Genomic DNA, 23743 nt, shown 5'->3' on the forward strand with positions numbered 1-23743 from the left:
CGCAGTCTAGCAGGAAGCCGGCAAGCCGCTGTGGATGCGCTGCCGGGCGCAGGGTTTCAGGGCAGGTCCAGGCTGTAGCCGCAGCCGACCACGGTCTTGCCCGGATGCGATTTGACGTTGGTCACGCTGAGCACGACCGACTCGATCATCGCCTCACCGGTCTTCGGGTTGGTGGTGTCTTCGCTGACCAGCTCGCGGCCGTACATGACCTTTTCGGCGTTATCCACGCCCAGTTCCAGGTCCAGCTGCTTGGCCAGCGGGCGCGGGTCGGGCAGGTCCAGGATCGCCATGACGCTGGCGCCGGAAAACGCGATATGCGTGGTGCTGTGGCCGAACACAGTGATTGGCGTGTTGAGCGTGTATTCGGTCATGAATAGGTTGGATTGCTCCAGCGGCGTCCAGCCCAGCGCGACCGCCTTGAGCGGGTCGGCCAGTACCGGCGTCAGGGCGTTGAAGTCGCCAATGCGCTGCCGGCATTCGATCAACGCCGGCAGGTCCGGCCGCATCGGTGCGGTCTGTGCCAGAACCGCTGACGGGCTCAGCAGCACGCAGGTCAGGGCAAACCACGCGCGCATCAGCGCTCCCCCGCATACGGGTCGTCGATGCCCAGGTCGGCCAGGATTTCCCGCTCCAGTTGCTCCATGGCGTCGGCTTCCTTGTCGTCTTCGTGGTCCCAGCCCAGCAGATGCAAGGTGCCATGCACGGTGAGATGCGCGTAATGCGATGCCAGCGATTTGCCCTGTTCGGCCGCCTCGCGTGCCACCACCGGCGCGCAGATCACCAGATCGCCGAGCAGCGGCATCTTGATGCCCTTGGGCAGGCCTTCGGGCAGTTCGGCCGGAAAGCTCAGCACGTTGGTGGCGTAGTCCTTGCCGCGGTAATGATGGTTGAGCGAGCAGCCTTCCTTCTCGTCGACCACGCGCACCGCCAGGTCGGCCTCGCGGATGCGGCCCTTCAGCGCCGCGGCCACCCATTTGCGAAAACTTACCGCCGACGGCAGGCCGGCGCGCGGAAGCGCGTAACTGACGGCAACGTCGAGGCGGACGGGTCCTTTGGTCATGGGAGCACCAGCAAGTCAGATCAGACAGAGGTGACAGTATCGCGCGAGTGCTGCCTCACTGCGACTTCCAGTCACCGGCGCTGTAGGCGATTTCGATCACCTCGGCGGCTTTTACCAAATCTTCGATGCCAGCCTGCTTGGTCGATGTGTAGCAATTGAAGCCCAGATGCGCCTTGAGCTGGCGCGTCATGCCCACGGCGCTTTGCTCGGGCTTGGCCTTGGCGTCGAGGTGGATGGTCAGGTCCGCGCATCCGCCGATGTTGGTCACCTTCACTGCCGGTACGAGCGCACGTGCGGCCTGGTCGGCGAGCGCGTCAAAGTCGGGTTGCGCGATGGCTCGCTGCGCTGCCGATACCCGTACCTTGACGTAGTAGAGCTGCTTGTAGAACAGATAGCCTGTGGAAAGCAGCGGCATGCCGGACGACGACAAGTCCATGCTGAGTCTCAACTTTTCTCCAACGATTCGCTCGGCATCGGCAATGGCCGCAATCACCTGGGCATCTACCGCGTCGGCCGGGGTATGAGTCGGGGCATCGTCGCTTGTCAAGATGAACCTGGTCTGGTCCAGCTCGTCCAGCCGTGAATAGGTGCCTTGCGTACGCGCCGCGGCAAGATCCTGGCGGAAGGCGGTCATGCCGTGCTTGATGGCTTCGGCTTGATCACGTTGCCCGGCCGGATACACGAAGACATCGATGTTCAATTCCGAATGGTCGGCCATCGTGTAATGAAACCAGGCGCCCGAAACCTTGGCGGCCGGGTTATAGGAACTGCGGGCGAGCCTGAATGGGCCAATATTCCTCGGTGCGGCCAGATAACTGGTTTCGATGTAAGCGCGGGAGGATGCACCGGCATTCTCCGCTGCGGCTGGCAACGCAGCCGGCGCAAGACCCAATAGGCAGACAGAGAACAAGACGCGATAGCCGACCATGCGCACTTCCTGTGCAGAGCGTTGTCCCAAGTGTAACGCTGTAGCGCTGCGGATTGGTGCGTGTAGATCCGCGCTGCGGCGGACGGCGGCGCGATGACCACGCCGAGAATTTCCGCAGTTTCTGGCTTGTCCTAAATTTGCACCAAGCCCCGCTTAGCAGGGCGCTATCGTTACACAGTCATGCCGCAGGTTCGGCAGGCTTTTCGACTAGGTCGCGCTTTTCATAAGCCTTGACAATACGTGCCACCAACGGATGCCGCACCACGTCGCGTGCTTCGAAGAACGTGAAGCTGGCGCCTTCCACATCGTGCAGCACCTCGATCGCATCGCGCAGGCCGGATTTGACGTGCTTGGGCAGGTCGATCTGGGTCAGGTCGCCGGTGACCACGGCAGTAGAGCCGAAGCCCAGGCGGGTCAGGAACATCTTCATCTGTTCGATGGTGGTGTTCTGCGCCTCGTCCAGGATCACGTAGGCATCGTTGAGCGTGCGGCCGCGCATATAGGCCAGCGGGGCGATTTCGATGACGTTCTTTTCCAGCAGCTTGACCACCTTTTCCACACCCAGCATCTCGTACAGCGCGTCGTACAGCGGGCGCAGGTACGGGTCCACCTTCTGGCTGAGGTCGCCTGGCAGGAAGCCGAGCTTTTCGCCGGCCTCCACCGCTGGACGCACCAGGATCAACCGCTGCACGCGCGATTCGTTCAAGGCTTCCACCGCGCTGGCCACTGCCAGGAAGGTCTTGCCGGTGCCGGCCGGGCCGATGCCGAAATTGATGTCGTGCGTGGCGATCGCATGCAGGTACTTGGCCTGGTTGGCGCCGCGGCCGCGCACGGTGCCGCGCTTGACCTTGATCGCCACGTCCTGCGCCTGGTAAGCACGGTCTGCCACATGCTCGACATTGGCGTCGGTCAAGCGCAAGTGGATCGCATGGTTATCGAAGGTGGTCGAGGCGGCTTCGTCATACAACGCAGTCAACAGCGTCTGCGCGGCGGTGACTGCCGGCTCCGGGCCGGTGATACGGAAGATGTTGCCGCGGTTGGCGATCTCCACGCCAAGTTTGAGTTCGATCTGGCGCAGGTGCGCGTCGAACGGGCCGGCCAGATTGGCCAGGCGCTCGGTGTCGTCGGGTTCCAGGGTGAAATCGCGGTAGGCAGGTGAGTTCATGGTGGGGTCGGACAGCGCGCGTGCGGCGTCGGTAGGGCGGCAGATGAGGGTAGCGCGCAGCATGTGATCCCACCAACAAACTCGGTGGCGTCAGCGATAGCCGCTGCGCGTGCAGGCAGTTTTCCACAAGCGCTGTGGAGTCACGCATCACTAACCTGTGGATAGATTGCGTCAGCCTTACTGGCGCAAGGTCTGGGAGCTGTGTGGTGAAAAAATCACCAGTGCCTGCGAGGTTGTCCACATGCGGTGTGGATCGAATTCCGCAAAGCCTGTGGGTAAGTGTCACCACGCCTTGTGCTGCAAGGTGTTGCAGCAGTGTGGTGAATTTTTGACCACTGTAGCGGATGCGGTGGAATGCTGCGTGCCGCGATGTCGCCGCTCTGCGGCGCATCGCCGGATGCGGGAGTAGGTGGCGACCTCGCCTCCGGCAACGCGGCTATGCATCTTGCGCATCGCCCACGAGCACCTTAAACAGCGAGTCCACTGCGTCGAGGCGAAGCAGGAGTCACGCGCGACAGCACGTGCGCCGCCTGACCCAGCACACGCGCCAGCACGCAATGCGGCTGGCAGCTTGCATCGATCTTTCAGCGGTGGTGTGCCGACACGGCATCACGCGTGCAGCGCACGCGCGATGTGTGTTCGCTGCAAAGACTGTCTCGACGCAGCGCCGCACAACTGCGGCGCGTATGTCAGCTGGTGCTGTCATCCAGTTGGATGCGACCACGTAGCGAATTGCTCATCGCCTCGGTGATCAACACATCCACAAACTGCCCGATCAGACGCGGATTTCCGGGGAAATTCACCGGTCGCATGTTCTCGCTCTTGCCGGTCAGCTCGTTCGGGTCGCGGCGCGATGGGCCTTCCACCAGCACCCGCTGCACGCTGCCGACCATGGACTGCGAGATGGTCGCCGCATGCGCGCTGATGTGTGCCTGCAAGCGCGCCAGACGCGCCTGCTTGACCGCATCGGGCGTGTCGTCTTCCAGGTCCGCAGCCGGCGTGCCGGGGCGACGCGAATACACGAACGAAAAGCTCTGATCGAAGCCGACGTCTTCGATCAACTTCATGGTCTTTTCAAAATCTGCTTCGGTCTCGCCGGGAAAGCCGACGATGAAGTCCGAGCTGATCGAAATGTCCGGGCGCACCGCGCGCAACTTGCGGATCTTGGATTTGAATTCCAGTGCCGTGTAACCACGCTTCATCGCCGACAGAATGCGGTCACTGCCTGCCTGCACTGGCAGATGCAGATAATTGGCCAGCTGCGGCACGTCGCGATACGCATCCACCAGCGAATCGGAAAACTCCAGCGGATGCGAGGTGGTGAAGCGAATGCGGCCAATGCCCTCGATCTGCGCGATGGTGCGGATCAACAGGCCCAGATCGGCGTACTGCGCCGCCTCGCCGGCATCGGCGCCATACGCACCGCGATACGCGTTGACGTTCTGGCCGAGCAGGTTGATCTCGCGCACGCCTTGCGCTGCCAGTTGCGCCACTTCCACCAGCACATCCTCGAACGGGCGGCTGACTTCTTCGCCGCGCGTGTAGGGCACCACGCAGAACGAGCAGTACTTGGAGCAACCTTCCATGATCGATACGAACGCCGATGGACCATCGGCGCGCGGTTCGGGCAGGCGATCGAACTTCTCGATTTCCGGGAAGCTGATGTCCACTTGTGACTTGCCGGACTGGCGCCGAGCACGGATCAGTTCCGGCAGGCGATGCAAGGTCTGCGGCCCGAACACCAGATCCACATACGGCGCGCGCTTGACGATGGCTTCGCCTTCCTGCGAGGCCACGCAGCCGCCCACGCCGATAATCACCGGCGTACCGCCGGCCTTGGCACGGTTTTCCTTGAGCAAGCGCCAGCGGCCCAGTTGGCTGAACACCTTTTCCTGCGCCTTCTCGCGTATGGAGCAGGTGTTGACCAGCACCACGTCGGCGTCTTCAGGGTTGTCGGTCAGCTCCAGCCCTTCGGAGGCTGCGAGAACGTCGGCCATCTTGGCCGAGTCGTACTCGTTCATCTGGCAACCGTGAGTCTTGATGTACAGCTTGCCGCGCACCACGGCAGGCGTCGCCGGGCGGGCGACCGGCAACGGCAGCAGGGCAGGTGCGTCCACGGCGGTGGCCGCGGACAGATCGGAAACGGATGTCCCGGGCATGGCGCTTATTCCAGGCGGGTGAGATAGCCGGACAGTTTACCCGCTCACGGCAGCGCCTGCGCTCCTAGCTTGCTGCCTGCGCGTCGACGCCGGTTGCCCGCGCGACTGCCGGGCGCTCGGCCATCCGTGCGATGTAGGCGCGGGTCGGGGCCGGCGGGTCGATCAGGCCGAATTGCACCATCCATGCCAATGCGCCGCCCCACAGCACGTCGGCTGCGCTGCAGCGCGTGCCCAGCAGGTAGTCGCCTTGCGCCAGCTGTGCGTAGACCACGTTCAGTACGGTGTCGGAGTCGGCATAGGGCGAGAGCGAGCGCGGTGGGGGCGAGCGCTTGAGCGCAAGGTCGACGATTGCCGGTTCGAATGCCGCGCCATAGAACGCCAACCAGCGCAGGTAGGCGCCGCGGTCGGCGTCGCCCGGCGCAGGCGACAGGCCGGCTTCCGGGTAGAGCTCGGCCAGGTACTGATAAATGGCGCCTTGTTCGGTGACCACGCTGTCGCCGTGCACGATCGTCGGGATCTTGCCCATCGGGTTGATCGCGAGGAACTCCGGCGCAAGCTGCTGCTCCTTTTCCAGATCGATGATCTGCAGGCTGTAGCTGGCGCCCAGCTCTTCCAGCAGCACCAGGACACCGCGTGAGCGTGAGCGGGGATTATGGAACAGGGTGATGTGGCGGTCGGCGGACATGGTGGGTTCCTTGAGAGCAGGTGGTGGTGAGGTGGGTTCGAGGTCATTGCTGATATGACGATCCTAAGGGGGCTTGCGGACAGTTTCTGTCCGCAATACCGTCTCGCCATGGCTTCGACTGCTGCCCGTCTGTTGCGACTGCTTTCCTTGCTGCAAGGTGGCCGCAGCTGGCCGGGCGCTGCACTGGCCGCGCGCCTGGAGGTGCACCCGCGCAGCCTGCGGCGCGATATCGAGCGACTGCGCGAGCTTGGCTATCCGGTGCATGCGGCGCCGGGATCCGGTGGCGGTTACCGACTGGGGCAGGGTGCGGCGGCCTTGCCGCTGCTGTTCGAAGAAGAAGAGGCCCTGACCGTGGCGATCGCCCTACGCGCGGCCGCCCCGGCCATCGCCGGCATGGATGCGGCGGCGGCCCGGGTGCTGGCGAAGCTGGACCCGCTGTTGCCACGCCGGAGCGGTCAACGCGCCAGCGCCGCACACGCTGCCATGGCGAGCATGCCGATTGCCGAGGCGGGCACCCTGGTGGACGCCGCCTTGCTGGCGCAGCTTGCCGGCGCCTGCCGCGACCGCACCACGCTGCGGCTGGACTATCGACGTCACTCCGGTGTGGCCATCACCCGCTGCGTCGAGCCAGCGCTGTTGGTCAACTACGGTCGGCGCTGGTACCTGCTGGCCTGGGATTGCGAACGCCAGGATTGGCGCACGCTGCGCGCAGATCGCATCGATCTGGCGGTCCTTACCGGGGCCCGGTTCGGCGCGCGTGCGCTACCGGAGGAGCCGCTGCAGTTGCTGCGCAAAGCCATCGGCGAAGCGCCGTTTCCCTGTCGGGTGAGGGTGCGCCTGCCGGGGACGCTGGAGGTGTTGGCCGTGCAGGTTCCACCCTGGCTGGGCGCGCTGGAGGCAGACGGGGCAGGCCATTGCTGGCTTGGGTTGGGCGCGCCGAGCATGCCGGCGCTTGCCGCCAATCTTCTGTTGCTGGAGCTGCCATTCGAGGCGATTGCGCCGGACGACCTGCGGCAGCCGCTGGTCGATGCGCTGGATGCATTGCGGACACGACTGCACCGGCTGTCGGCCTGAGCATTGCCGCCTCTTGGCAAGCCCGGGGCAAGCTGGGACACTCCGCCGCATGAAGGGGATGTCAAGATTGCTGGGGTTATTGCTTGTCACGTTGTCGGCTGCGCCGGTCAGCGCCGGCACGCTATACAAGTGCGTCAGCGGCGACGGCATCACCAGCTACCTGAGCAAGCGCCAGAGCGGCGCCACCTGTAGCGTCATCAGCAGCTATACCCCCGACCGCTCGGTCCGCCGTCCGCCATCTTCGCCTTCGCCTGTATACCCGGCGTCGGCAGTGTCCAGCGGTCTGGCCCGTCCCATCGCCAGTATCGACAGTGGCGCGCCCGCCACGATCATCAGCCCGCCACCACGGCGCGCGGCCGAGGCCGCTGTGGCGGCGCCGCGTGCGCTGCCGGTGGCAGAGCGTGCGACATTGATCATGCCGGCCGCCGCGGTCAACCCGCGCCGGGTGGTCAGCGGGCAGGTCTATTCGTATATGAAGGACGGCGTGCGTCATTACACCAGCGCACGTCCGCGCCAGGTTGCCAGCATCGAAGGGCTGCGCACCATCCACTACAGCTTCATCGAGACCTGTTACGCCTGCGGCGCCAAGCCGGGCGTCAACTTCGGCGCAATCCGGCTCAACACTGCGGCCTACCAGCAGGAGATCGCGTCGGCGGCGCGCGAGTTCGGGGTCGAAGAAGCCATCGTGCGGGCCATCATCCATGCCGAGTCGGCCTATAACCCATTGGCGCTCAGTCGCGCCGGTGCACAGGGACTGATGCAGTTGATGCCGGGTACCGCACGCCGCTTCGGTGTCAACGATGCCTATGACGCATCGCAAAACATTCGCGGTGGTGTGCAATACCTTTCGTGGTTGCTGAAGCGCTTCAATGGCGACCTCACCCTGGCAGCCGCGGGTTACAACGCCGGCGAGGGTGCCGTGGATCGCTATGGTGGCGTGCCGCCCTACAGCGAGACCCAGCGCTACGTGCAACGCGTCGGCCTGCTGGCCGGCCGCTATCGTGGTCAGAGCGCAACTGCCAACTGAGCAATGCGCTGCGCCCCAGCACGTGCAGATGCAGGCAGCGCTGAGGTGGTGACTCCATGAGGCCTTGCCGTTCGCATGGTCGGCAGTGCTGCACACGCGCAGCGATGCCTCCGCTGCCTCATCGCGCCCTCGCACCGATGCGCCGTCTGCGCGCACTGCGTCACAACCATCGCATGGGTTATCGCGCTTCGCAGGCACCACGACAGGCGACCGCGCACATCGGCCATTGCATCGCACATGCCCGACTGCGTACATTGCATTGTCTGTGCATTAAGCGTTCCGCTACACTGCGGTCGATTCATCGCGGCTGGACCCCCCGCCAGCCGTTGGCAGCCTCACGCTACCTAATTAAGATCGGAGAGCCGGATGGCCAACGATGGGGTTAACGCACCTGCTGATATCGGGCGTCGTCGGTTTTTGACCGCGACGACGGCCGTGGTCGGTGCGGTCGGAGCAGGATTTGTTGCAGTTCCATTCGTGAAGTCGTGGAATCCCAGTGCACGCGCCAAATTGGCAGGTGCACCGGTGACCGCCGACATCAGCGCCTTGCAGGAAGGGCAACGGCTGGTCCTGGAATGGCGCGGTCAGCCGATCTGGATCGTCAAGCGCTCCAAGGCAATGCTTGATGCATTGCCGTCGTTGGACGACCGGCTCAAGGACCCCAAGTCCGAGAACAAGGACCAACAGCCCGAGTACGTGCTGAAGAACCCCGAGTACCGCTCGATCAAGTCCGATATCTCGGTGCTGGTCGGGTTGTGCACGCATCTGGGGTGCTCACCGGAAATGGTGGCCGAAATCCGGCCCGAGCCCTACGACCCGCAGTGGAAGGGTGGCTACTTCTGCCCCTGCCACAAATCGCGTTTCGACATGTCCGGCCGCGTTTTCGACGGCGTGCCCGCACCGATCAATCTGCTGGTGCCCCCGCATCACTATGTGGACGACAACACCCTGGTGATCGGCGTCGATCCGGATGGTGCAGGTCCGTCGACCAAAAGCACGGGGGCTGCCTGATGAGCAATATCCTGGTTCGTACCGCCAACGGTGTGTTCGAGTGGGTCAACGAACGCGCGCCCGGGCTGATGCCCACGTACCGCAAGCACATCAGCGAGTACTACGCGCCGAAGAACTTCAACCTCTGGTACTACTTCGGCTCGCTGGCCATCGTGGTGCTGGTGAATCAGATCGTCACTGGCATCTTCCTGACGATGCACTACAAGACCAGCGCCGCCGAAGCATTCGCGTCGGTCGAATACATCATGCGCGACGTGGAGTGGGGCTGGCTGATCCGCTACATGCACAGCACCGGCGCCTCGCTGTTCTTCATCGTGGTGTATCTGCACATGTTCCGCGGGTTGATGTACGGCAGCTACCAGAAACCGCGCGAGCTGGTGTGGATTCTGGGCATGCTGATCTACCTGGTGCTGATGGCCGAAGCCTTCATGGGCTACGTGCTGCCATGGGGCCAGATGTCGTTCTGGGGCGCCAAGGTCATCATCTCGTTGTTCGGCGCCATTCCGGTGATCGGCAACGGGCTGACGGAGTGGATCATGGGCGATTACCTGCCCGGCGATGCCACCCTCAACCGCTTCTTCGCGCTGCACGTGATCGCACTGCCGCTGGTGCTGTTGCTGCTGATCGTGCTGCACATCGGCGCGCTGCACGAAGTGGGCTCCAACAATCCCGACGGCGTGGATATCAAGAAGGGGCCGAAGGGCAATCGCTGGGATGCGCACAAGCCCGCCGATGGCATCCCGTTCCACCCGTATTACACGGTGAAAGATTTGGTTGGCGTCGGCTTTTTGCTCCTGATTGCTGCCTTCATCATCTTCTTCGCGCCAGCGTTCGGCGGCCTGTTTCTGGAGCACGACAACTTTACCGAGGCCAATCGGCTGGTAACGCCGGAGCACATCAAGCCGGTCTGGTACTACACGCCGTACTACGCGATGTTGCGCGTGATACCGAACAAGCTCGGCGGCGTGCTGGTGATGTTCTCGGCGATCGCCATCCTGTTCCTGGTGCCGTGGCTGGATCGCGCCAAGGTGCGCTCGGTGCGCTATCGCGGCTGGATCTCGAAGGTGGCGCTGGGCGTGCTGGTGGTGTGCTTCGTGTGGTTGGGCGTGATCGGCTCCGGCCCCGGCACCGATGCGCACGAAACCTATGTGGGGCGTGTGCTTACCTTCCTGTACTTCGCCTTCTTCATCACCATGCCGGTGTGGACGCGGCTGGACAAGACCAAGCCGGTACCGGAGCGGGTGACGACCCATGACTAAGCGCATCGTGATGTCATGGAAGTCGCGCGTGGCGGCACTGCTGTGTGGCCTGACCCTGGCCGCAGGCGCAATGGCGGCCGAAGGCGGGAAGGTGCAGCAGGCGGGCAACGATCTGGGCGACCGCGCATCGCTGCAACGCGGCGCGCAGTTGTTCATGAACTACTGCTCCGGCTGCCACTCGTTGAAGTACCTGCGCTACTCGCGCATGGCCAGCGATCTGGGATTGAGCGAAGCCGAGGTCATGGCCAATCTCAACTTCACCGGGGCCAAGGTCGGCGAGCATATCGAAGGCACAATGCCGCACGATGCGGCCACCAAGTGGTTCGGCAAGGCACCGCCGGATCTGACCTTGATCGCACGCGTACGCGGTACCGACTGGGTGTACACCTACCTCAAGTCGTTTTATCTGGATCAGACCCGTCCGCTGGGCTGGAACAATCAATTGTTCCCCAACGCGTCCATGCCCAATCCGCTGTGGGAGCTGCAAGGCCTGCAGCAGGCGCAATTCGGCCCGCCCGACAAGGCCACCGGCGACAAACCGGTTGAGGCGCTGAAGCTTGGGCAGCCGGGACGTCAGACCCCGGTGGAGTTCGACCAGACCGTGCGCGATATCGCCAACTTCCTCGAGTACGCCGGCGAACCGGCCGCATTGAAGCGGCAGAGCATGGGTGTGTGGGTGATCCTGTTCCTGGCGCTCCTCACCTTCATCGCGTACTTGCTGAAGACGGAATACTGGAAGGATGTGCATTGAGACTTGAGGGACGTGCATTGATCGGGGCGTAATCTCCGATTAATGCCTGCACCAAGCGCATGCCTCAAGCACGTACCAAGCAAAGGCACCAAGCTGCGGACGCCAAGCTCGGACACTGACCTGCATGCTCAAGCCCCTCTCCCCACGGGAGAGGGGTTGGGGTGAGGGCAGGCTGTCGAGTGATGCATGCACCACCGACCCATCGTTGCTGGCACGATGATGTTGATCTCGATCACTCGCGCAGATCTGCGCGGATACAACACGCACTGCAGGCATTCCGCAATGCGTCGCTCCGCTCACGACAGCGAAAGCACACCCCGGCAATAGCAGCCGCATACACCACGCGATCTGCGCAACCTGCGCGACGCTTCAGCGGCGTCAGCCAGTGGTCACACCAAGCCATCCAACTCAGCGGTTCTGCCAATGCAACGTTGGCCGCTGCGGCGCGATGCCCTGCGGGGCGCAGGTTTCACAAAGTGACATCCAGGTGGGGCATCGACTGTAATGCCACGCATCGGCTGTTGTCGGCGCCTGAACTGCATCGCCGCAAAGCGATATCTCCGCCAAAACGGCGCAAATCGTCTGCCATGCCTGACAACTCGACAACGTCATCGGCTACCCGTGCATTAATAAGCCCTATCACTCTTGGCTTTTGCGTGACGTGATTGCACACTCAAAGGACCGTGGTGACGGTCGGCGTTGGGCCGACCGCGCCGATGCGGCCGGCGGATTCCGGTCGTCGGAGAGCCTTGAATGGCGACGAGTGTGCGTATGCGGAATACCTTGACTTTGTTTTCGTCCAACGACGACGTGTTGTGCCATCGGGTCCGTCTGGTCCTGGCAGCGAAAGGGGTGACCTACGACCTGGTGCCGGTCGACCCGCAAAATCCCCCCGAAGATCTGATCGATCTCAATCCCTATCATTCGGTGCCTACGCTGGTCGAACGCGACCTGGTGCTGTATGCCGCATCGGTGGTCAGCGAATATCTGGACGAACGCTATCCGCATCCGCCGCTGATGCCGGTCGACCCGCTATCGCGCGCGCGTCTGCGCCTTGCGATGCTGCGTATCGAACACGACTGGGTGCCGCAGGTGCAGGCGATCCAGCTCGGCAACAAGACCCAGGCCGAAGCCGGTCGCAAGCGGCTGAAAGAACTGCTCACCGCATCGGTGCCGCTGTTCAAGGCCAGCAAGTTCTTCCTCAATCCGGAAATGAGTCTGGCCGATTGCGCGATGGCGCCGATCATCTGGCGACTGGATGCATTGGAGATCGGTCTGCCCAAGGATGGCAAGGCGATCGAGGACTACGGCAACCGGATCTTCCGCAATCCCGGTTTCATTCGCAGCCTCACCGATCAGGAAAAAAAGCTGCGTGATCTGCCGGGCTGATGTGACGGCTGTATGCCAACAGACCGACTTGCGAGCGCGTCGCCGCCGTTGCGGGCCATGTCCGGGTAAAATGACGTCATGAGCGAAGATTTCCCCCGCATGACCAGCCATCGCCCGTACCTGTTGCGGGCCTTGGTCGAATGGATCAACGACAACGGCATGACGCCGCACGTTTTGGTGGATGCAGGACTGCCTGGCGTGCAAGTGCCGGCCAGTGCTGTCAAAGATGGCCGCGTTGTGTTGAACATCGCCGAGCGCGCCGTGGTCGGGCTGCAGGTCGACAACGAGAGCGTGAGTTTTACTGCGCGCTTCGGCGGCGTCAGCTACCCGGTGATGGTGCCGATGGCCGCCGTACTGGCGGTTTACGCGCGCGAAACCGGGCAGGGCATGGCGTTGCCGGACGACATTCCCGGCACCAGCAGCGAGCCGCCGGATCCCGGTGCACCGCCGCCGAGCGCGCCTGCGCCGGATGAGCCGCCAAGCGGTGGCAAGCGCCCGCATCTGCGCGTGGTCAAGTAAGCGCGCGCAAGATGGCTGACCGCAGCGTTCCCATGCTGGTGGAACGCGCGCGTCATGTCGATTGCAGTGAGCTGGATGCGTCCGGCGCGGTCGATTACCACTACGAGTACGACCTCTATCGCTTCACGCAAGGCGCGCGCTGTCTTGTGGCACGCAGCTATGTCGATACGCCCGATGAAGCGCACTTTCTCAGCATCGAAGTGGGTGGCAAGTCGCGGCTGTTGAAGCGGGCGGACATACAGCATCCGCTCTGCCTATTCGCACAGGCGGAGTTGCGTCGCGAGGGTAAGCAGCAGCTGCGCTGGTTGAGCGGCAAGGGCGATGGTTACGAGCCGGTGCCGGATGGCGCGGCAGCTCCGATGGCCGGATCTGGCTGGAGGTCTGCCATTCGTCGCCTGATGGACTGAGCCAAGTACAACGCACGACGACAGTCGCGGCTAACAGCGGCTAACAAAGTGCTGCGCTCGTCGCCAAGCGGGCGCGGCCGGCGCTCGGTAGGGAAGGAACCAACCGTCCACTCCGGTTATGAGCGCGCCGTCCGCACCCACCTGACGACTGCTCGCGACGTTGCGTTAGCCGCTATACGCTGGCATCAGGCATCAGGCATCAGATAGCTGCAAGACGAAGGCGCCAGGGCAGGTGCAAACGCAGCCTGCTCATTCCAGCCGTTCTTGCTCCGGGTGCAGCGCACGCACCGTTGCGACCTGTGGCCCGGTGAAGGCAATCAATTGATCGCCACGCAGCACCAGCTTGCCGCTGTGGCGATCTGCGCCATCGTAGGAATACTCGAAGCGGAACGTGCGCTCGAAGCCCAGCCATCCATTGGGCATCCTGCAGATGCGCAGATTGGTGGAGTGCACGCTCTGGTCCAGCCACTGCACATCCGCAGCGCGGCAAGCATTGCGGCCGAGGATATCGGCGCGTTCGGCGGCGGCCCGCGACGAGTTCCAAAACGCGAACAGTGCGGCGCCGGCAATCATGAAGAGGATGAGGCTAGGCATGCCGCCAATGTGCCACGGCTTGCGGCCGATCGACAATCGTTCGCTCGGCCCGCAGCGTTGCGTCAGCGACGCCATCATCGCCAAGCAATCGGCGGTGCTCGCAATCCCGCACCCCGCAGTCCGGCCCCAGCCATGCCGCACCAGGAGCTGCTATCAGAACGTAGCGACCCGCTGCGAAGCGGGCGCGGACGGTACACGGGCACCAGAGTGCAAGCGCGATAAACAAGAGTCCGAGTACGGCCGCGCCCGTCGGGTGCTCGCGCTTCAGCCTTGCTTGCGCGCACCAAGAGCGGCTGGCGCAACGTAGCGAGCAACCGCGAGGCGGACGCGGACGGTACACGGGCACCAGAGTGCAAGCGCGATACACAAGTGTCCGAGCACCGGCCGCGCCCGTCCGGTGCTCGCGCTTTAGCCTTGCTTGCTCGTACCAAGAGCGGCCAGCACACGTAGCGAGCCACCGCGAAGCGGACGTGGACGGTACACGGGCACCAGAGTGCAAGCGTGGTAAACAGGATTGCGGGCACCGAGCGTGCCCGCCTGGCGGCTGAACCCGTTTGATGGTCGCGGCGTAATCTTGTCTATTCGCTCTAAATCGTTCACTGCCAACGCCGCATCCGGCTTGTGTGGGCTGCTGCCGACCCCCATCCATTGCACTCTCGTTGAGTTGAATCCGATTGCCGGGCGCCCGTTGGCGTCGTGGTGTCGGGCATCGCCCATGCATCCTGTTCTGCAGCACTTCCATCCTGTGGTCGCCGCGTGGTTCGCGAAGACCTTTGCGGCGCCCACGCCGGCGCAGATCGCTGCGTGGCCGGCGATCCAGGCAGGGCGGCATACGCTGGTGGCGGCGCCGACCGGGTCGGGCAAGACGCTCACCGCGTTCTTTGCGGCGATCGATGCGTTGATTCGCGACGGCCTGGACAACGGCGGTGCGCTGCCTGACCAAACGCGGGTGGTGTATGTGTCGCCCCTGAAGGCGCTCTCCAACGACATCCATCTCAATCTGGACGCGCCGTTGCAGGGTATCCGCGCGGCCCTGGCCGCCGAAGGCCTGCCGGACGTGGCGGTGCGCACGGCGGTCCGCACTGGCGACACGCCACAACGCGAGCGGGCTCAGGCGCGGCGCGTGCCGCCGCATATCCTGGTGACCACGCCGGAGTCGTTGTACGTGCTGCTGGGCTCGGCATCCGGGCGCAGTGCCTTACGGCATGTGCGCACGGTGATCGTCGATGAAATCCATGCGGTGGCGGCGGACAAACGTGGCAGCCATCTGAGCCTGACCTTGGAGCGGCTGCAGCGACTGGCCGATCAACCGATCACGCGGGTCGGGTTGTCGGCAACGCAGAAACCCATCGACACCGTCGCGCAGTTTCTGGTCGGCGTTGGCGAAGACGGCGTGCCACCGCCCTGCGAGATCGTCGATATCGGCTACACGCGTGAGCGCGATCTGGCGTTGGCGCTGCCGCCCACACCGTTGAGCGTGGTGATGTCCAACGACCAATGGCTGCAGGTCTATGCCGACGTGGCCACGCTTGCGCAGCAGCATCGCACCACGCTGGTGTTCGTCAACACGCGGCGCATGGCCGAGCGTGCGGCGCGGCATCTGGGCGATCTGTTGGGCAAGCAACGCGTTGCCGCGCATCACGGCAGTCTGTCGCGCGAGACGCGTCTACTGGCCGAACAACGGCTCAAGGCGGGCGAACTCACCGTGCTGGTGGCCACCGCATCGCTGGAGCTGGGCCTGGATATCGGCGATGTGGATCTGGTGTGCCAGCTCGGCTCGCCGCGCTCGATCGCCACCTTCCTGCAACGCGCGGGCCGCTCCGGTCACAAGGTCGGCGGCACGCCGAAGGCGCGGCTGTTTCCACAGACCCGCGACGAGTTGGTCGAATGCGCGGCGTTGCTGGACAGCATCCGACGTGGCGAACTGGATGCGCTGCGCATTCCCTTGGCGCCGGTGGATGTGCTTGCGCAGCAGATCGTGGCCGAAGCGGCCTGCGAGGACTGGGACGAAGATGCGCTGTTTACGCTGATGCGGCGCGCGTGGCCGTTCGCTCAGCTGAGCCGTGCCACTTTCGATAGCGTTGTGCGCATGCTGTGCGAGGGCTTCAGCACCCGGCTTGGCCCGCGTGCCGGGTATCTGCATCGCGATGCGGTGCATCGGCGGCTGCATGCGCGCCGCGGTGCGCGCATGACCGCGCTGACCTCCGGCGGCACCATTCCCGAAACCGGCGATTACAGCGTGGTGCTGGAGCCGCAGGCCGAAAAGATCGGCACGGTGAACGAAGATTTTGCGGTCGAAAGTCTCACCGGCGACGTGTTCCAGCTCGGCAATGCCAGCTACCGCATCCTGCGCGTGGATGCCGGGCGCGTGCGCGTGGAAGATGCCAAGGGCGCGCCGCCGAATATCCCGTTCTGGCTGGGCGAAGCGCCTGGCCGCAGCGACGAGCTGTCAGCAGCGGTGTCGCGCCTGCGCGGCGAGATTGCGGCCCGACTCGACAGCGCACCGCATCAGGCAGCACGTGATTGGCTATGCAGCACGCTGGGCTGCTCTGCAGAAGCGGCGCAGCAACTGGTGGACTATCTGGCGCATGCCTGCGCAACGCTGGGCGCCATGCCCACGCAGCAGTGTGTGGTGATGGAACGGTTTTTCGATGCCAGCGGCGGAACGCAATTGGTGATCCACTCGCCTTACGGCAGCCGCATCAATCGCGCATGGGGGCTGGCATTGCGCAAGCGCTTCTGCCGCACCTTCAATTTTGAATTACAGGCCGCAGCGACAGAAGACGCGATCGTGTTGTCGCTGTCTACCAGTCACAGTTTTGCGCTGGAAGAGGTTGGCCGTTATCTGCATTCGTCGTCTGCCGAGCATGTGCTGATCCAGGCGCTGCTGGATGCGCCGCTGTTCGGCGTGCGTTGGCGCTGGAACGCCACCAACGCGATGGCGCTGCCGCGTTTCACCGGTGGCAACAAGGTGGCGCCGCAGTTGCAGCGGATGAAGTCCGAAGACCTGTTGGCGACCGTGTTCCCGGATCAGGTGGCCTGTGCGGAGAATCTGGTTGGCGAGCGCGAGGTGCCGGATCATCCGCTGGTGACGCAAACGCTGGACGATTGCCTGCATCAGGCGATGGACAGCGAAGGCTGGTTGCAGGTGTTGCGCGGGCTGGAATCGGGTGCCATCACCCTGGTAGCGCGCGATCTGGCAGCGCCGTCACCGCTGGCGGCCGAAGCCTTGAATGCGCGGCCGTACGCATTTCTGGACGATGCGCCGCTGGAAGAACGCCGCACCCAGGCGGTGCAAAGCCGCCGTTACACGCCGCAGAACAGCGACGACCTGGGGCGCTTGGACCCACAGGCCATCGCGTCGGTGCGTGAGGAAGCCTGGCCGCAGCCCCGCGATGTCGAAGAGATGCACGAGGCCCTGGTCGGTCTGGGCGTGCTGCCGGTCGATGAAATGGCCGGTGCGCAGTGGCAGCCGTGGTTGACGGCACTCGCCGCCGATGGCCGCGCCAGTTGCCTGGTGATGGACGGCGCGCCTGCGTTGTGGATCAGCGCCGAGCGGATCGATTGGTTCATGCCGTTGTATCCGCACGCATCGGCGCAGCCGCCATTGAAAGCGCCGGCCGACTGTGGTGTGACCGACTGGGAGCGCGACTGGGCGGTGCGCGAGCTGTTGCGCGGGCGCTTGTCGGCAGTGGGCCCGGCGCAAGTGTCGGCCTTGGCCGCCGCATTGCGCTTGCCCGAAGACGAGATCGCGCTGGCATTGCTGGCATTGCAGCGCGAGGGCTATGTCATGGCCGGCCAATTCAGTGCGCATGCGCCGTCGGAAGAATGGTGCGAACGCCATTTGCTGGCGCGCATCCATCGCTACACGCTGGGGCGTTTGCGGCGGGAGATCGAGCCAGTGTCGCAGCGCGATTACGCGCGCTTTCTGTTCGAGTGGCAGCATGTGGACAGCGAGAGCCGGGTTGCCGGACCGGACGCGTTGGCTGGCGTGGTCGGGCAACTGGAAGGCTTCGAAGCGCCGGCCGTGCTGTGGGAAAGCGAAGTGCTGCCGGCGCGTGTACGCGACTATCAACCCGCCTGGCTGGATGATTTATGCACCGCCGGACGCACCGTGTGGGCGCGCTTGCGGCCGGGCGGTGGACGCAGCGGTGCCGCGTTGCGGGCGACCCCAATCGTGCTGCTGCCGCGCCGTGACGCGCAGCGCTGGAGTGGCCTGGCACGTGCGGTCGACGACGCACCGCTGGGGTCGCGCGCGCAGCGTGTGGTCGAGGTCTTGCAGCAGCTGGGTGCGTTGTTCTTCGACGAGATTTCCGATGCCGCGCACCTGATGAGCACCGAGCTGGAAGACGCCCTGAGCGAACTGGTGATGCGTGGCCGTGCGCATTGCGACAGTTATGCCGGGCTGCGCGCGCTGCTGGTGCCGGCCTCCAAGCGGCCGTCGGCGCTCTCGCGGCAGCGGCGTCGTGCCACTGCTCTGGGCATACGCGATGCCGGGCGATGGGCGCCGGTGCGTGCGCTTGCCGAGCTACCGCTGGCCGAAGCCGGCGAGCGGCATCAAGAGATGCTTGAGCACGTCGCGCGCACGCTGCTGCGCCGTTACGGCGTGGTGTGCTGGCGCTTGCTTGAGCGCGAGGCGGCGTGGTTGCCGCCCTGGCGCGAACTACTGCGCATGTATCAACGCCTGGAAGCGCGCGGCGAAATCCGCGGTGGCCGTTTCATCGCCGGTCTGTCTGGCGAGCAGTTCGCCTTGCCGGATGCGATCGCGGCCCTGCGCCGTGTGCGCGCCCAGGCTCCACAGCAGCGCTGGGTGTGCGTGAGCGCAAGCGACCCCAGCAATCTGTTGGGCAGCATCCTGCCTGGCGAGCGCGTGGCACGGGTGCCGGGCAATCGCGTCGCATCGCTCGACGGCGTGCCGATGGCGGTGTGGGCGGCCGATCGCTTCCAACCGCTGCAGGACCTCACCGCCGAACACACCGAGCAAGCCTTGCGCCTTCTGCAACGCGGGCCAGGTGCGGCCGAGCAGACGCCGATGCAGCAATGGCTGGCTCAGTCGCCTGGCAGCGCCGCACGCGTGCCGGTCACGCGCGGGAGCGGGCGCGACAAATAGGCGCTGTCGGGCACCACCCAGCGCCATGGCTGATCGACGGCCTTGCGGATGCCGATGCGCGGCGTCGCGAGCGCAACCGCCGGCGGCGGGGCGCCATCGTCTTCGATCCACAGACGTGCGCCAGCATCGGTCAGGTCCAGTCCGTTGTCGGCCGCAGTAACGCCGAACGCCTGCGCCAGACGGCCGGGGCCAGTGGTCAGTGCCTTGGCCGGTGCGGCGCCGCGTGCCGCCTGCATGGCCTGCACGCCAGCGAGCGGCTGCAGCGCGCGGATCAGCACGGCGTGCCCGGGGGCACCGCCGCAGACTGCATTGATCGCCCAGTGCATGCCATAGATGAAATACACATACAGATGCCCGGGTGCGCCGAACATCACCTGCGTGCGCGGGGTGATGCCACGGAACGAATGCGCGGCTGGATCGTCGCTGCCGCAATAGGCCTCGACCTCGGTGATGCGGCCGCGCCGGCCATCGGCACTGACCAACACCTTGTTGAGCAGGCGCGGCGCAACCTTGCGCGAATCGTGTGCGTAGAACGCGCGGGGCAGTGGCGTGGGCGACATGGCATCAGCCTAGTCGCCCGGTCGTGATGTCTCTGCGGACTGTCCCGGACAGCCCGCAGAGCAGGGGTAGGGTTTTTCCGAACACGCCAGGTCAGGAGCGCCGGACCTGTCACAAAACTGCATATCCAATCTCATGAATAGGCGCTGTACCGATCGAAGCATATCAAGCGTGTTTTGCCAGCGCCGATAGCTATCAACGATTGGTTAGACGAGCCCGCATCGTGCGATCGGCACGCGCAGCACCGTCGATTGCCCATGCAACGCATGCAGCCCACGCAGTACTCAAAGAGAACTCCCCAATGTTAGGCAACTTCAAAATCGGAACCAGGCTGATCGTGGCGTTTCTGATCGTCTCGGCGATCGGCGCGTGCATCGGGTGGGTCGGCTATTCCAACTCCGGACGCATCAGCGACCTATCGACCTCGCTGTACGAGCGCGAGTTGCTCGGCCTGTCCAACGTCAAGGAAGCCAACATCAATCTGATCTACGCAGGCCGCGCACGCGCCAACCTGTTGCTGGCCAGCAGCGCGGAAGAACGCCAGTCGCATGTGCAAAACATCGACAAGTACACCGCCAAGGTGGTCGATCACATGACCCGTGCACGCGGCAGCTTTCAGACCGAAGAGGGCAAGACCAAACTGGCGCAGTTCGATCGTGCGTGGCAGACCTATCTGGATGAGCGCGGCCGCTTTATCGAAGCCGCCAATCGCGAAGCATTGCGCGAGGCCAATCCCGAACTTGCTGCATTGTCGCGTGCGGTGCGCGCCAGCTCGGATGAAGTGGATACCTTGATGACCGATCTGAGCGGACTGCGCGAGCGCAGCGCCGCCTCCGCCAACGCAGAAACCGGCGCCATCCATGCGCGCAGTTCCAAATTGCTGATCGCCATCATTTGCGGCGGTGTGTTGCTCGGCGCCGCGCTTGGGGTGGTGATCAGCCGCAGCGTCACCGGCCCGATCCGTCGCGCGGTTGCAGTCGCCAATGGCCTGTCGGAAGGCGATCTGACCATGCGCATCGATGTACACGGTCGCGACGAAACCGCGCAGTTGCTCGAAGCCATGCGCACCATGGTGCAGAAGTTGTCGCAGGTGGTGGGCGAGGTGAATACCAGTGCCGAGACCCTGGCCAGCGCGTCCGAAGAAGTCAGCGCCACTGCGCAGTCGTTGTCGCAGGCCGCCAGCGAACAGGCGGCCGGCGTGGAAGAAACCAGCGCCTCGCTGGAGCAGATGACGGCATCGATCAGTCAGAACACCGAGAACGCCCGCATCACCGACGGCATGGCCACCCAGGCCGCGAAGGAAACCATCGAAGGCGGCGAAGCGGTGGTGGCCACCACCCAGGCGATGAAGCAGATTGCGCAGAAGATCGGCATCATCGACGACATCGCCTATCAGACCAATCTGCTCGCGCTCAATGCCGCCATCGAAGCGGCGCGTGCCGGCGAGCATGGCAAGGGATTTGCGGTGGTGGCAGCCGAAGTGCGCAAGCTCGCCGAACGCAGCCAGGTGGCCGCGCAGGAAATCGGCGAGGTGGCCAGTTCCAGCGTCGAACTGGCCGACCGCGCCGGGCGCCTGCTCGACACCATCGTGCCCAGCATCAAGCGCACCTCGGATCTGGTGCAGGAAATCTCCGCCGCTTCCGAAGAGCAATCCTCGGGTGTAAGTCAGATCAACTCGGCGGTGGTGCAGCTGAGCCAGACCACCCAGCAGAACGCCAGCGCCTCCGAAGAATTGGCCGCCACCGCCGAAGAAATGAGCGCGCAGGCCGAGCAGCTGCAACAGAGCATGGCGTTCTTCCGGCTGGGCGGGCAGGGCGCTGCGAGCACGCCGCCCAAGCGTGGCAAGCAGGTCGCTGCACGCCCGGCACGTGTTGCAGGTGCGCGCGCTTGGCGTGGCAATGTAGCGCCGGCATATGCGATGTCCGAGGGCCCGGACGAAGGCCAGTTCGCTCGCTTCTGAGAGATCGATCGATGACCGCACAGACTTCCGATGTCATGCCGGGCGATGCCGATGCAGCCGCCCAGTACCTCACCTTTCAGCTGGACGGCGAAACCTTCGCCACCAGCATTCTTGGGATTCGCGAAATCATCCAGTACCGCACGCCGACGCCAGTACCGTCGATGCCGGCGTGCGTGCGCGGTGTGATCAATCTGCGCGGCGCGGTGGTGCCGGTGGTGGATCTGCAGGCACGGCTCGGGCGTGCCGACAGCGCCATCAACAAGCGCAGCTGCATCGTGATTCTGTCCACCGAGCAGGCGCAGGGCACGCAGGTGATCGGCGTGCTGGTCGACGCCGTCAACGCGGTGATCGAACTGGCCGATGACGATATCGAAGCGGCGCCGGCATTCGGTACGCATATCCGTCGCGACCTGCTGCGTGGCATGGGCAAGGTGGGCGAGCGCTTCGTGGTGCTGCTGGAGATGGAACAGGTGCTGCAGGTGGACGAGATTGCGGGCAATGCCGACGCGCTGGCTGCCTGAGGCCGCTTGGAATTCGGGCGAGCCGATGCCGGTCGATTGAGAGTGCAGACGACTGCCAGCGCGTAGAAAGACTGCGCGTCGTGAGTCCCGCTGATTCGTAAGCCAGGCGCGTTGGTTGGGCAGCGGGCGCGGCAGTAGGTTGACTGCCGCTCGTTGCCCAAGGCAAATCACGTAGCGCAAAGACGTTCGGCGTCAGAACGTCGCAGGCGCGCATCAACCAATGTTGAACACGTGTTACGCAGCGCCGTGTACCCGCAGTGCTGCGTGCATGGCACTGCAGCGTCTGTCACTCAGGGCACACAGTAAAAACAGCGCAAGCAATTCAGCCGGAGCGAGTGTCAGCCTTGCAGATGCCAGCCGCTGAACCGCTGCACGCGGTTGCGTCCATCGCAGATCGCGCCCTGCAACGCATGTCGCGCGCGCGCCAGCAAGGTGTTGCTGTCGAGCGTCTCGCTGGCAGGCACATCGACCAGCCCGATGCTGGCGGTCAACGTCCCGATGGGCCAGTGCGCGGTTTCGACTGCTTGACCGATGTCCTCCGCAGCGTGCACTGCAGCAGACGCCCCCGCTACCGGAAGCGCCACGCACAGCCGATCGCAGTCCAGCCGCGCCACGATCGCGGTCTGCGGCAGGTGCGCCTCGACCAATCTTGCCGCCTGCACCAGCGTCGCTTCCGCTGCGGCAACGCCCGATTGCAGTTTGTGCCGCTTGAAGCCATCCAGATCGATCAGCAAAAAGCCCAGCGATTGTTCCGGCACCGCGGCGCACGTGTCTTGCAGACGCTGCAGGCCATGCTCCAGCCCGGTGCGGTTCCAGAGCCCGGTGAGCGCGTCGCGTAATCCATCGAGCTCGACCAGCTCGGCCGCACGCCGTAACTCGATGGTGTCCACGACCTGCCGGGCCAGCACCCGCAGTGCATCGCGTTCGGCACCCGACAGCCGCCGTGGCGTGCGATCGAGCACGCACAAGGTGCCTAACGCGATGCCATCGGAGGTCAGCAGGGGCGCGCCGGCGTAAAAGCGGATCTGCGGCTCGCCGGTGACCAGCGCGTTGTTGACGAAGCGCGCATCCAGATGCGTATCGGCCACTTCCATCAGCTGGTCGGGCGCAAGGATGGCGTGCGCGCAGAACGACAGCGTGCGTGGCGTCTCGCTCGGTTGCATGCCGATCTTGGCCTTGAACCACTGCCGCTGCGTGTCGACCAGCGAGACCAGCGCCATGGGCGTGCGGCACATGGCGGCGGCATCGGCGGCGAGCGCGTCGTACTGCGGCTCGGGGGCGGTATCCAGAAGCTGGTAGGCCTGCAGTGCGGCTAGACGGTCGTCTTCATTGGCCGGCGGGCGCGCACCCAACAAGGCGCCAATGTCGCCCGGCAACAAGGTGGCGTGGATCAGGTGCAACGCGGGCGCGTCGGGAAGCTGCATGCAAGGCCTTTGCAACAAGCGCCATCAAGGCGATCAAGTGTCTGCAGCGATGGTCGCTGCCGTTAGGTGCGCCGAAATGTCGGCCGCCCCAGCGGCTGACATGTCAGGATCTTGCCACATCGGCGGGCCGCGGACGCGGTGT

At 64.5% G+C, this 23743-nt stretch carries 20 protein-coding genes and 2 other RNA genes; 12 read left to right on the top strand and 10 right to left on the bottom strand.

The window, feature by feature from the left end; genetic code table 11:
• Window positions 1-56: 56 nt before the first annotated feature.
• The 6 genes from ABQU90_RS20350 to ABQU90_RS20375 all read right to left on the bottom strand — a co-directional run bounded on the left by ABQU90_RS20350 (window position 57) and on the right by ABQU90_RS20375 (window position 5997).
• Window positions 57-575, bottom strand: a complete 519-nt coding sequence (locus ABQU90_RS20350; RefSeq protein WP_323522640.1) for a hypothetical protein — start codon at window positions 573-575, stop codon at window positions 57-59.
• A complete protein-coding gene (ybeY, locus tag ABQU90_RS20355) occupies window positions 575-1060 on the bottom strand; it encodes an rRNA maturation RNase YbeY (RefSeq protein WP_055851860.1) in 486 nt (161 codons plus the stop codon). The genes ABQU90_RS20350 and ybeY overlap by 1 nt, the downstream gene beginning before the upstream one ends.
• A gap of 55 nt (window positions 1061-1115) precedes the next feature.
• A complete protein-coding gene (locus tag ABQU90_RS20360; protein ID WP_323522641.1) occupies window positions 1116-1988 on the bottom strand; it encodes a hypothetical protein in 873 nt (290 codons plus the stop codon).
• A gap of 178 nt (window positions 1989-2166) precedes the next feature.
• Window positions 2167-3153: a PhoH family protein gene (locus tag ABQU90_RS20365; RefSeq protein WP_055852306.1), complete on the bottom strand. Its 987-nt coding sequence runs from the start codon at window positions 3151-3153 to the stop codon at window positions 2167-2169.
• A gap of 689 nt (window positions 3154-3842) precedes the next feature.
• Complete coding sequence (miaB, locus tag ABQU90_RS20370; RefSeq protein ID WP_323522642.1) at window positions 3843-5312, bottom strand: tRNA (N6-isopentenyl adenosine(37)-C2)-methylthiotransferase MiaB; 1470 nt, start codon at window positions 5310-5312, stop codon at window positions 3843-3845.
• A gap of 64 nt (window positions 5313-5376) precedes the next feature.
• Complete coding sequence (locus ABQU90_RS20375) at window positions 5377-5997, bottom strand: glutathione S-transferase family protein (RefSeq protein ID WP_323522643.1); 621 nt, start codon at window positions 5995-5997, stop codon at window positions 5377-5379.
• Window positions 5998-6105: 108 nt separating this feature from the next.
• Here ABQU90_RS20375 and ABQU90_RS20380 point away from each other — a divergent pair, with 108 nt between their 5' ends.
• The 9 genes from ABQU90_RS20380 to ABQU90_RS20420 all read left to right on the top strand — a co-directional run bounded on the left by ABQU90_RS20380 (window position 6106) and on the right by ABQU90_RS20420 (window position 13605).
• The gene (locus ABQU90_RS20380; protein WP_323522644.1) at window positions 6106-7071 is read left to right on the top strand and encodes a helix-turn-helix transcriptional regulator; all 966 of its coding nucleotides are present in this window, start codon (window positions 6106-6108) and stop codon (window positions 7069-7071) included.
• A 49-nt stretch (window positions 7072-7120) separates the two neighbouring features.
• Window positions 7121-8098: a lytic transglycosylase domain-containing protein gene (locus ABQU90_RS20385; RefSeq protein ID WP_323522645.1), complete on the top strand. Its 978-nt coding sequence runs from the start codon at window positions 7121-7123 to the stop codon at window positions 8096-8098.
• A gap of 366 nt (window positions 8099-8464) precedes the next feature.
• Window positions 8465-9109, top strand: a complete 645-nt coding sequence (petA, locus tag ABQU90_RS20390) for a ubiquinol-cytochrome c reductase iron-sulfur subunit (protein ID WP_055851876.1) — start codon at window positions 8465-8467, stop codon at window positions 9107-9109.
• On the top strand, window positions 9109-10368 hold the full coding sequence (locus tag ABQU90_RS20395) for a cytochrome b (RefSeq protein WP_055851880.1): 1260 nt from the start codon (window positions 9109-9111) through the stop codon (window positions 10366-10368). Before petA ends, ABQU90_RS20395 begins: the two co-directional genes overlap by 1 nt.
• Window positions 10361-11119: a cytochrome c1 gene (locus ABQU90_RS20400; protein WP_055851883.1), complete on the top strand. Its 759-nt coding sequence runs from the start codon at window positions 10361-10363 to the stop codon at window positions 11117-11119. Before ABQU90_RS20395 ends, ABQU90_RS20400 begins: the two co-directional genes overlap by 8 nt.
• A gap of 753 nt (window positions 11120-11872) precedes the next feature.
• Window positions 11873-12508 carry a glutathione S-transferase N-terminal domain-containing protein gene (locus ABQU90_RS20405; protein WP_024939278.1) on the top strand — a complete coding sequence of 212 codons (636 nt, stop codon included), beginning with the start codon at window positions 11873-11875 and terminating at the stop codon, window positions 12506-12508.
• Between the two features lie 78 nt (window positions 12509-12586).
• Complete coding sequence (locus ABQU90_RS20410) at window positions 12587-13027, top strand: ClpXP protease specificity-enhancing factor (RefSeq protein WP_115513199.1); 441 nt, start codon at window positions 12587-12589, stop codon at window positions 13025-13027.
• Between the two features lie 32 nt (window positions 13028-13059).
• On the top strand, window positions 13060-13434 hold the full coding sequence (locus ABQU90_RS20415; RefSeq protein WP_323522646.1) for a hypothetical protein: 375 nt from the start codon (window positions 13060-13062) through the stop codon (window positions 13432-13434).
• Between the two features lie 94 nt (window positions 13435-13528).
• Window positions 13529-13605, top strand: a non-coding RNA gene (locus tag ABQU90_RS20420) — sX9 sRNA.
• Window positions 13606-13683: 78 nt separating this feature from the next.
• Here the strand turns inward: ABQU90_RS20420 and ABQU90_RS20425 are convergent.
• Both ABQU90_RS20425 and ABQU90_RS20430 read right to left on the bottom strand, forming a co-directional pair.
• A complete protein-coding gene (locus ABQU90_RS20425) occupies window positions 13684-14064 on the bottom strand; it encodes a DUF3301 domain-containing protein (RefSeq protein WP_055852311.1) in 381 nt (126 codons plus the stop codon).
• Between the two features lie 255 nt (window positions 14065-14319).
• A non-coding RNA gene (locus ABQU90_RS20430) (sX9 sRNA) lies at window positions 14320-14395 on the bottom strand.
• A gap of 348 nt (window positions 14396-14743) precedes the next feature.
• Between ABQU90_RS20430 and ABQU90_RS20435 the strand changes: the two genes are divergently transcribed.
• Window positions 14744-19138 (top strand): DEAD/DEAH box helicase, encoded by a 4395-nt coding sequence (locus ABQU90_RS20435; RefSeq protein WP_323522647.1) that lies wholly within the window; start codon window positions 14744-14746, stop codon window positions 19136-19138.
• On the opposite strand, the gene ABQU90_RS20440 is transcribed toward ABQU90_RS20435, so the two are convergent.
• A complete protein-coding gene (locus tag ABQU90_RS20440; RefSeq protein WP_323522648.1) occupies window positions 19078-19698 on the bottom strand; it encodes a DNA-3-methyladenine glycosylase in 621 nt (206 codons plus the stop codon). The genes ABQU90_RS20435 and ABQU90_RS20440 overlap by 61 nt on opposite strands.
• A 299-nt stretch (window positions 19699-19997) precedes the next feature.
• Here ABQU90_RS20440 and ABQU90_RS20445 point away from each other — a divergent pair, with 299 nt between their 5' ends.
• Together ABQU90_RS20445 and ABQU90_RS20450 are read left to right on the top strand one after the other, a co-directional pair.
• Window positions 19998-21656, top strand: a complete 1659-nt coding sequence (locus tag ABQU90_RS20445) for a methyl-accepting chemotaxis protein (RefSeq protein ID WP_323522649.1) — start codon at window positions 19998-20000, stop codon at window positions 21654-21656.
• Between the two features lie 11 nt (window positions 21657-21667).
• Window positions 21668-22177, top strand: coding sequence for a chemotaxis protein CheW (locus tag ABQU90_RS20450; RefSeq protein WP_055851899.1), 510 nt, complete (start codon window positions 21668-21670; stop codon window positions 22175-22177).
• Window positions 22178-22515: 338 nt separating this feature from the next.
• Here ABQU90_RS20450 and ABQU90_RS20455 read toward each other — a convergent pair whose 3' ends face one another.
• On the bottom strand, window positions 22516-23601 hold the full coding sequence (locus ABQU90_RS20455) for a GGDEF domain-containing protein (protein WP_323522650.1): 1086 nt from the start codon (window positions 23599-23601) through the stop codon (window positions 22516-22518).
• Window positions 23602-23743: the final 142 nt, after the last annotated feature.

It is taken from the genome of Xanthomonas sp. WHRI 10207 (genome assembly GCF_040202975.1).
GTDB lineage: Bacteria > Pseudomonadota > Gammaproteobacteria > Xanthomonadales > Xanthomonadaceae > Xanthomonas.

Excerpts from the sequence above, each read along its gene's own strand:
- ABQU90_RS20375 (WP_323522643.1), bottom strand. The coding sequence starts at position 5,997 with ATGTCCGCCGACCGCCACATCACCCTGTTCCATAATCCCCGCTCACGC.
- ABQU90_RS20440 (WP_323522648.1), bottom strand. The coding sequence starts at position 19,698 with ATGTCGCCCACGCCACTGCCCCGCGCGTTCTACGCACACGATTCGCGC.
- ABQU90_RS20400 (WP_055851883.1), top strand. The coding sequence starts at position 10,361 with ATGACTAAGCGCATCGTGATGTCATGGAAGTCGCGCGTGGCGGCACTG.
- ABQU90_RS20360 (WP_323522641.1), bottom strand. The coding sequence starts at position 1,988 with ATGGTCGGCTATCGCGTCTTGTTCTCTGTCTGCCTATTGGGTCTTGCG.
- petA (WP_055851876.1), top strand. The coding sequence starts at position 8,465 with ATGGCCAACGATGGGGTTAACGCACCTGCTGATATCGGGCGTCGTCGG.
- ABQU90_RS20455 (WP_323522650.1), bottom strand. The coding sequence starts at position 23,601 with ATGCAGCTTCCCGACGCGCCCGCGTTGCACCTGATCCACGCCACCTTG.
- ABQU90_RS20435 (WP_323522647.1), top strand. The coding sequence starts at position 14,744 with ATGCATCCTGTTCTGCAGCACTTCCATCCTGTGGTCGCCGCGTGGTTC.
- ABQU90_RS20415 (WP_323522646.1), top strand. The coding sequence starts at position 13,060 with ATGCTGGTGGAACGCGCGCGTCATGTCGATTGCAGTGAGCTGGATGCG.
- ABQU90_RS20380 (WP_323522644.1), top strand. The coding sequence starts at position 6,106 with ATGGCTTCGACTGCTGCCCGTCTGTTGCGACTGCTTTCCTTGCTGCAA.
- ybeY (WP_055851860.1), bottom strand. The coding sequence starts at position 1,060 with ATGACCAAAGGACCCGTCCGCCTCGACGTTGCCGTCAGTTACGCGCTT.
- ABQU90_RS20365 (WP_055852306.1), bottom strand. The coding sequence starts at position 3,153 with ATGAACTCACCTGCCTACCGCGATTTCACCCTGGAACCCGACGACACC.
- ABQU90_RS20410 (WP_115513199.1), top strand. The coding sequence starts at position 12,587 with ATGAGCGAAGATTTCCCCCGCATGACCAGCCATCGCCCGTACCTGTTG.
- ABQU90_RS20350 (WP_323522640.1), bottom strand. The coding sequence starts at position 575 with ATGCGCGCGTGGTTTGCCCTGACCTGCGTGCTGCTGAGCCCGTCAGCG.
- ABQU90_RS20385 (WP_323522645.1), top strand. The coding sequence starts at position 7,121 with ATGAAGGGGATGTCAAGATTGCTGGGGTTATTGCTTGTCACGTTGTCG.
- ABQU90_RS20405 (WP_024939278.1), top strand. The coding sequence starts at position 11,873 with ATGGCGACGAGTGTGCGTATGCGGAATACCTTGACTTTGTTTTCGTCC.
- ABQU90_RS20395 (WP_055851880.1), top strand. The coding sequence starts at position 9,109 with ATGAGCAATATCCTGGTTCGTACCGCCAACGGTGTGTTCGAGTGGGTC.
- ABQU90_RS20445 (WP_323522649.1), top strand. The coding sequence starts at position 19,998 with ATGTTAGGCAACTTCAAAATCGGAACCAGGCTGATCGTGGCGTTTCTG.
- miaB (WP_323522642.1), bottom strand. The coding sequence starts at position 5,312 with ATGCCCGGGACATCCGTTTCCGATCTGTCCGCGGCCACCGCCGTGGAC.
- ABQU90_RS20450 (WP_055851899.1), top strand. The coding sequence starts at position 21,668 with ATGACCGCACAGACTTCCGATGTCATGCCGGGCGATGCCGATGCAGCC.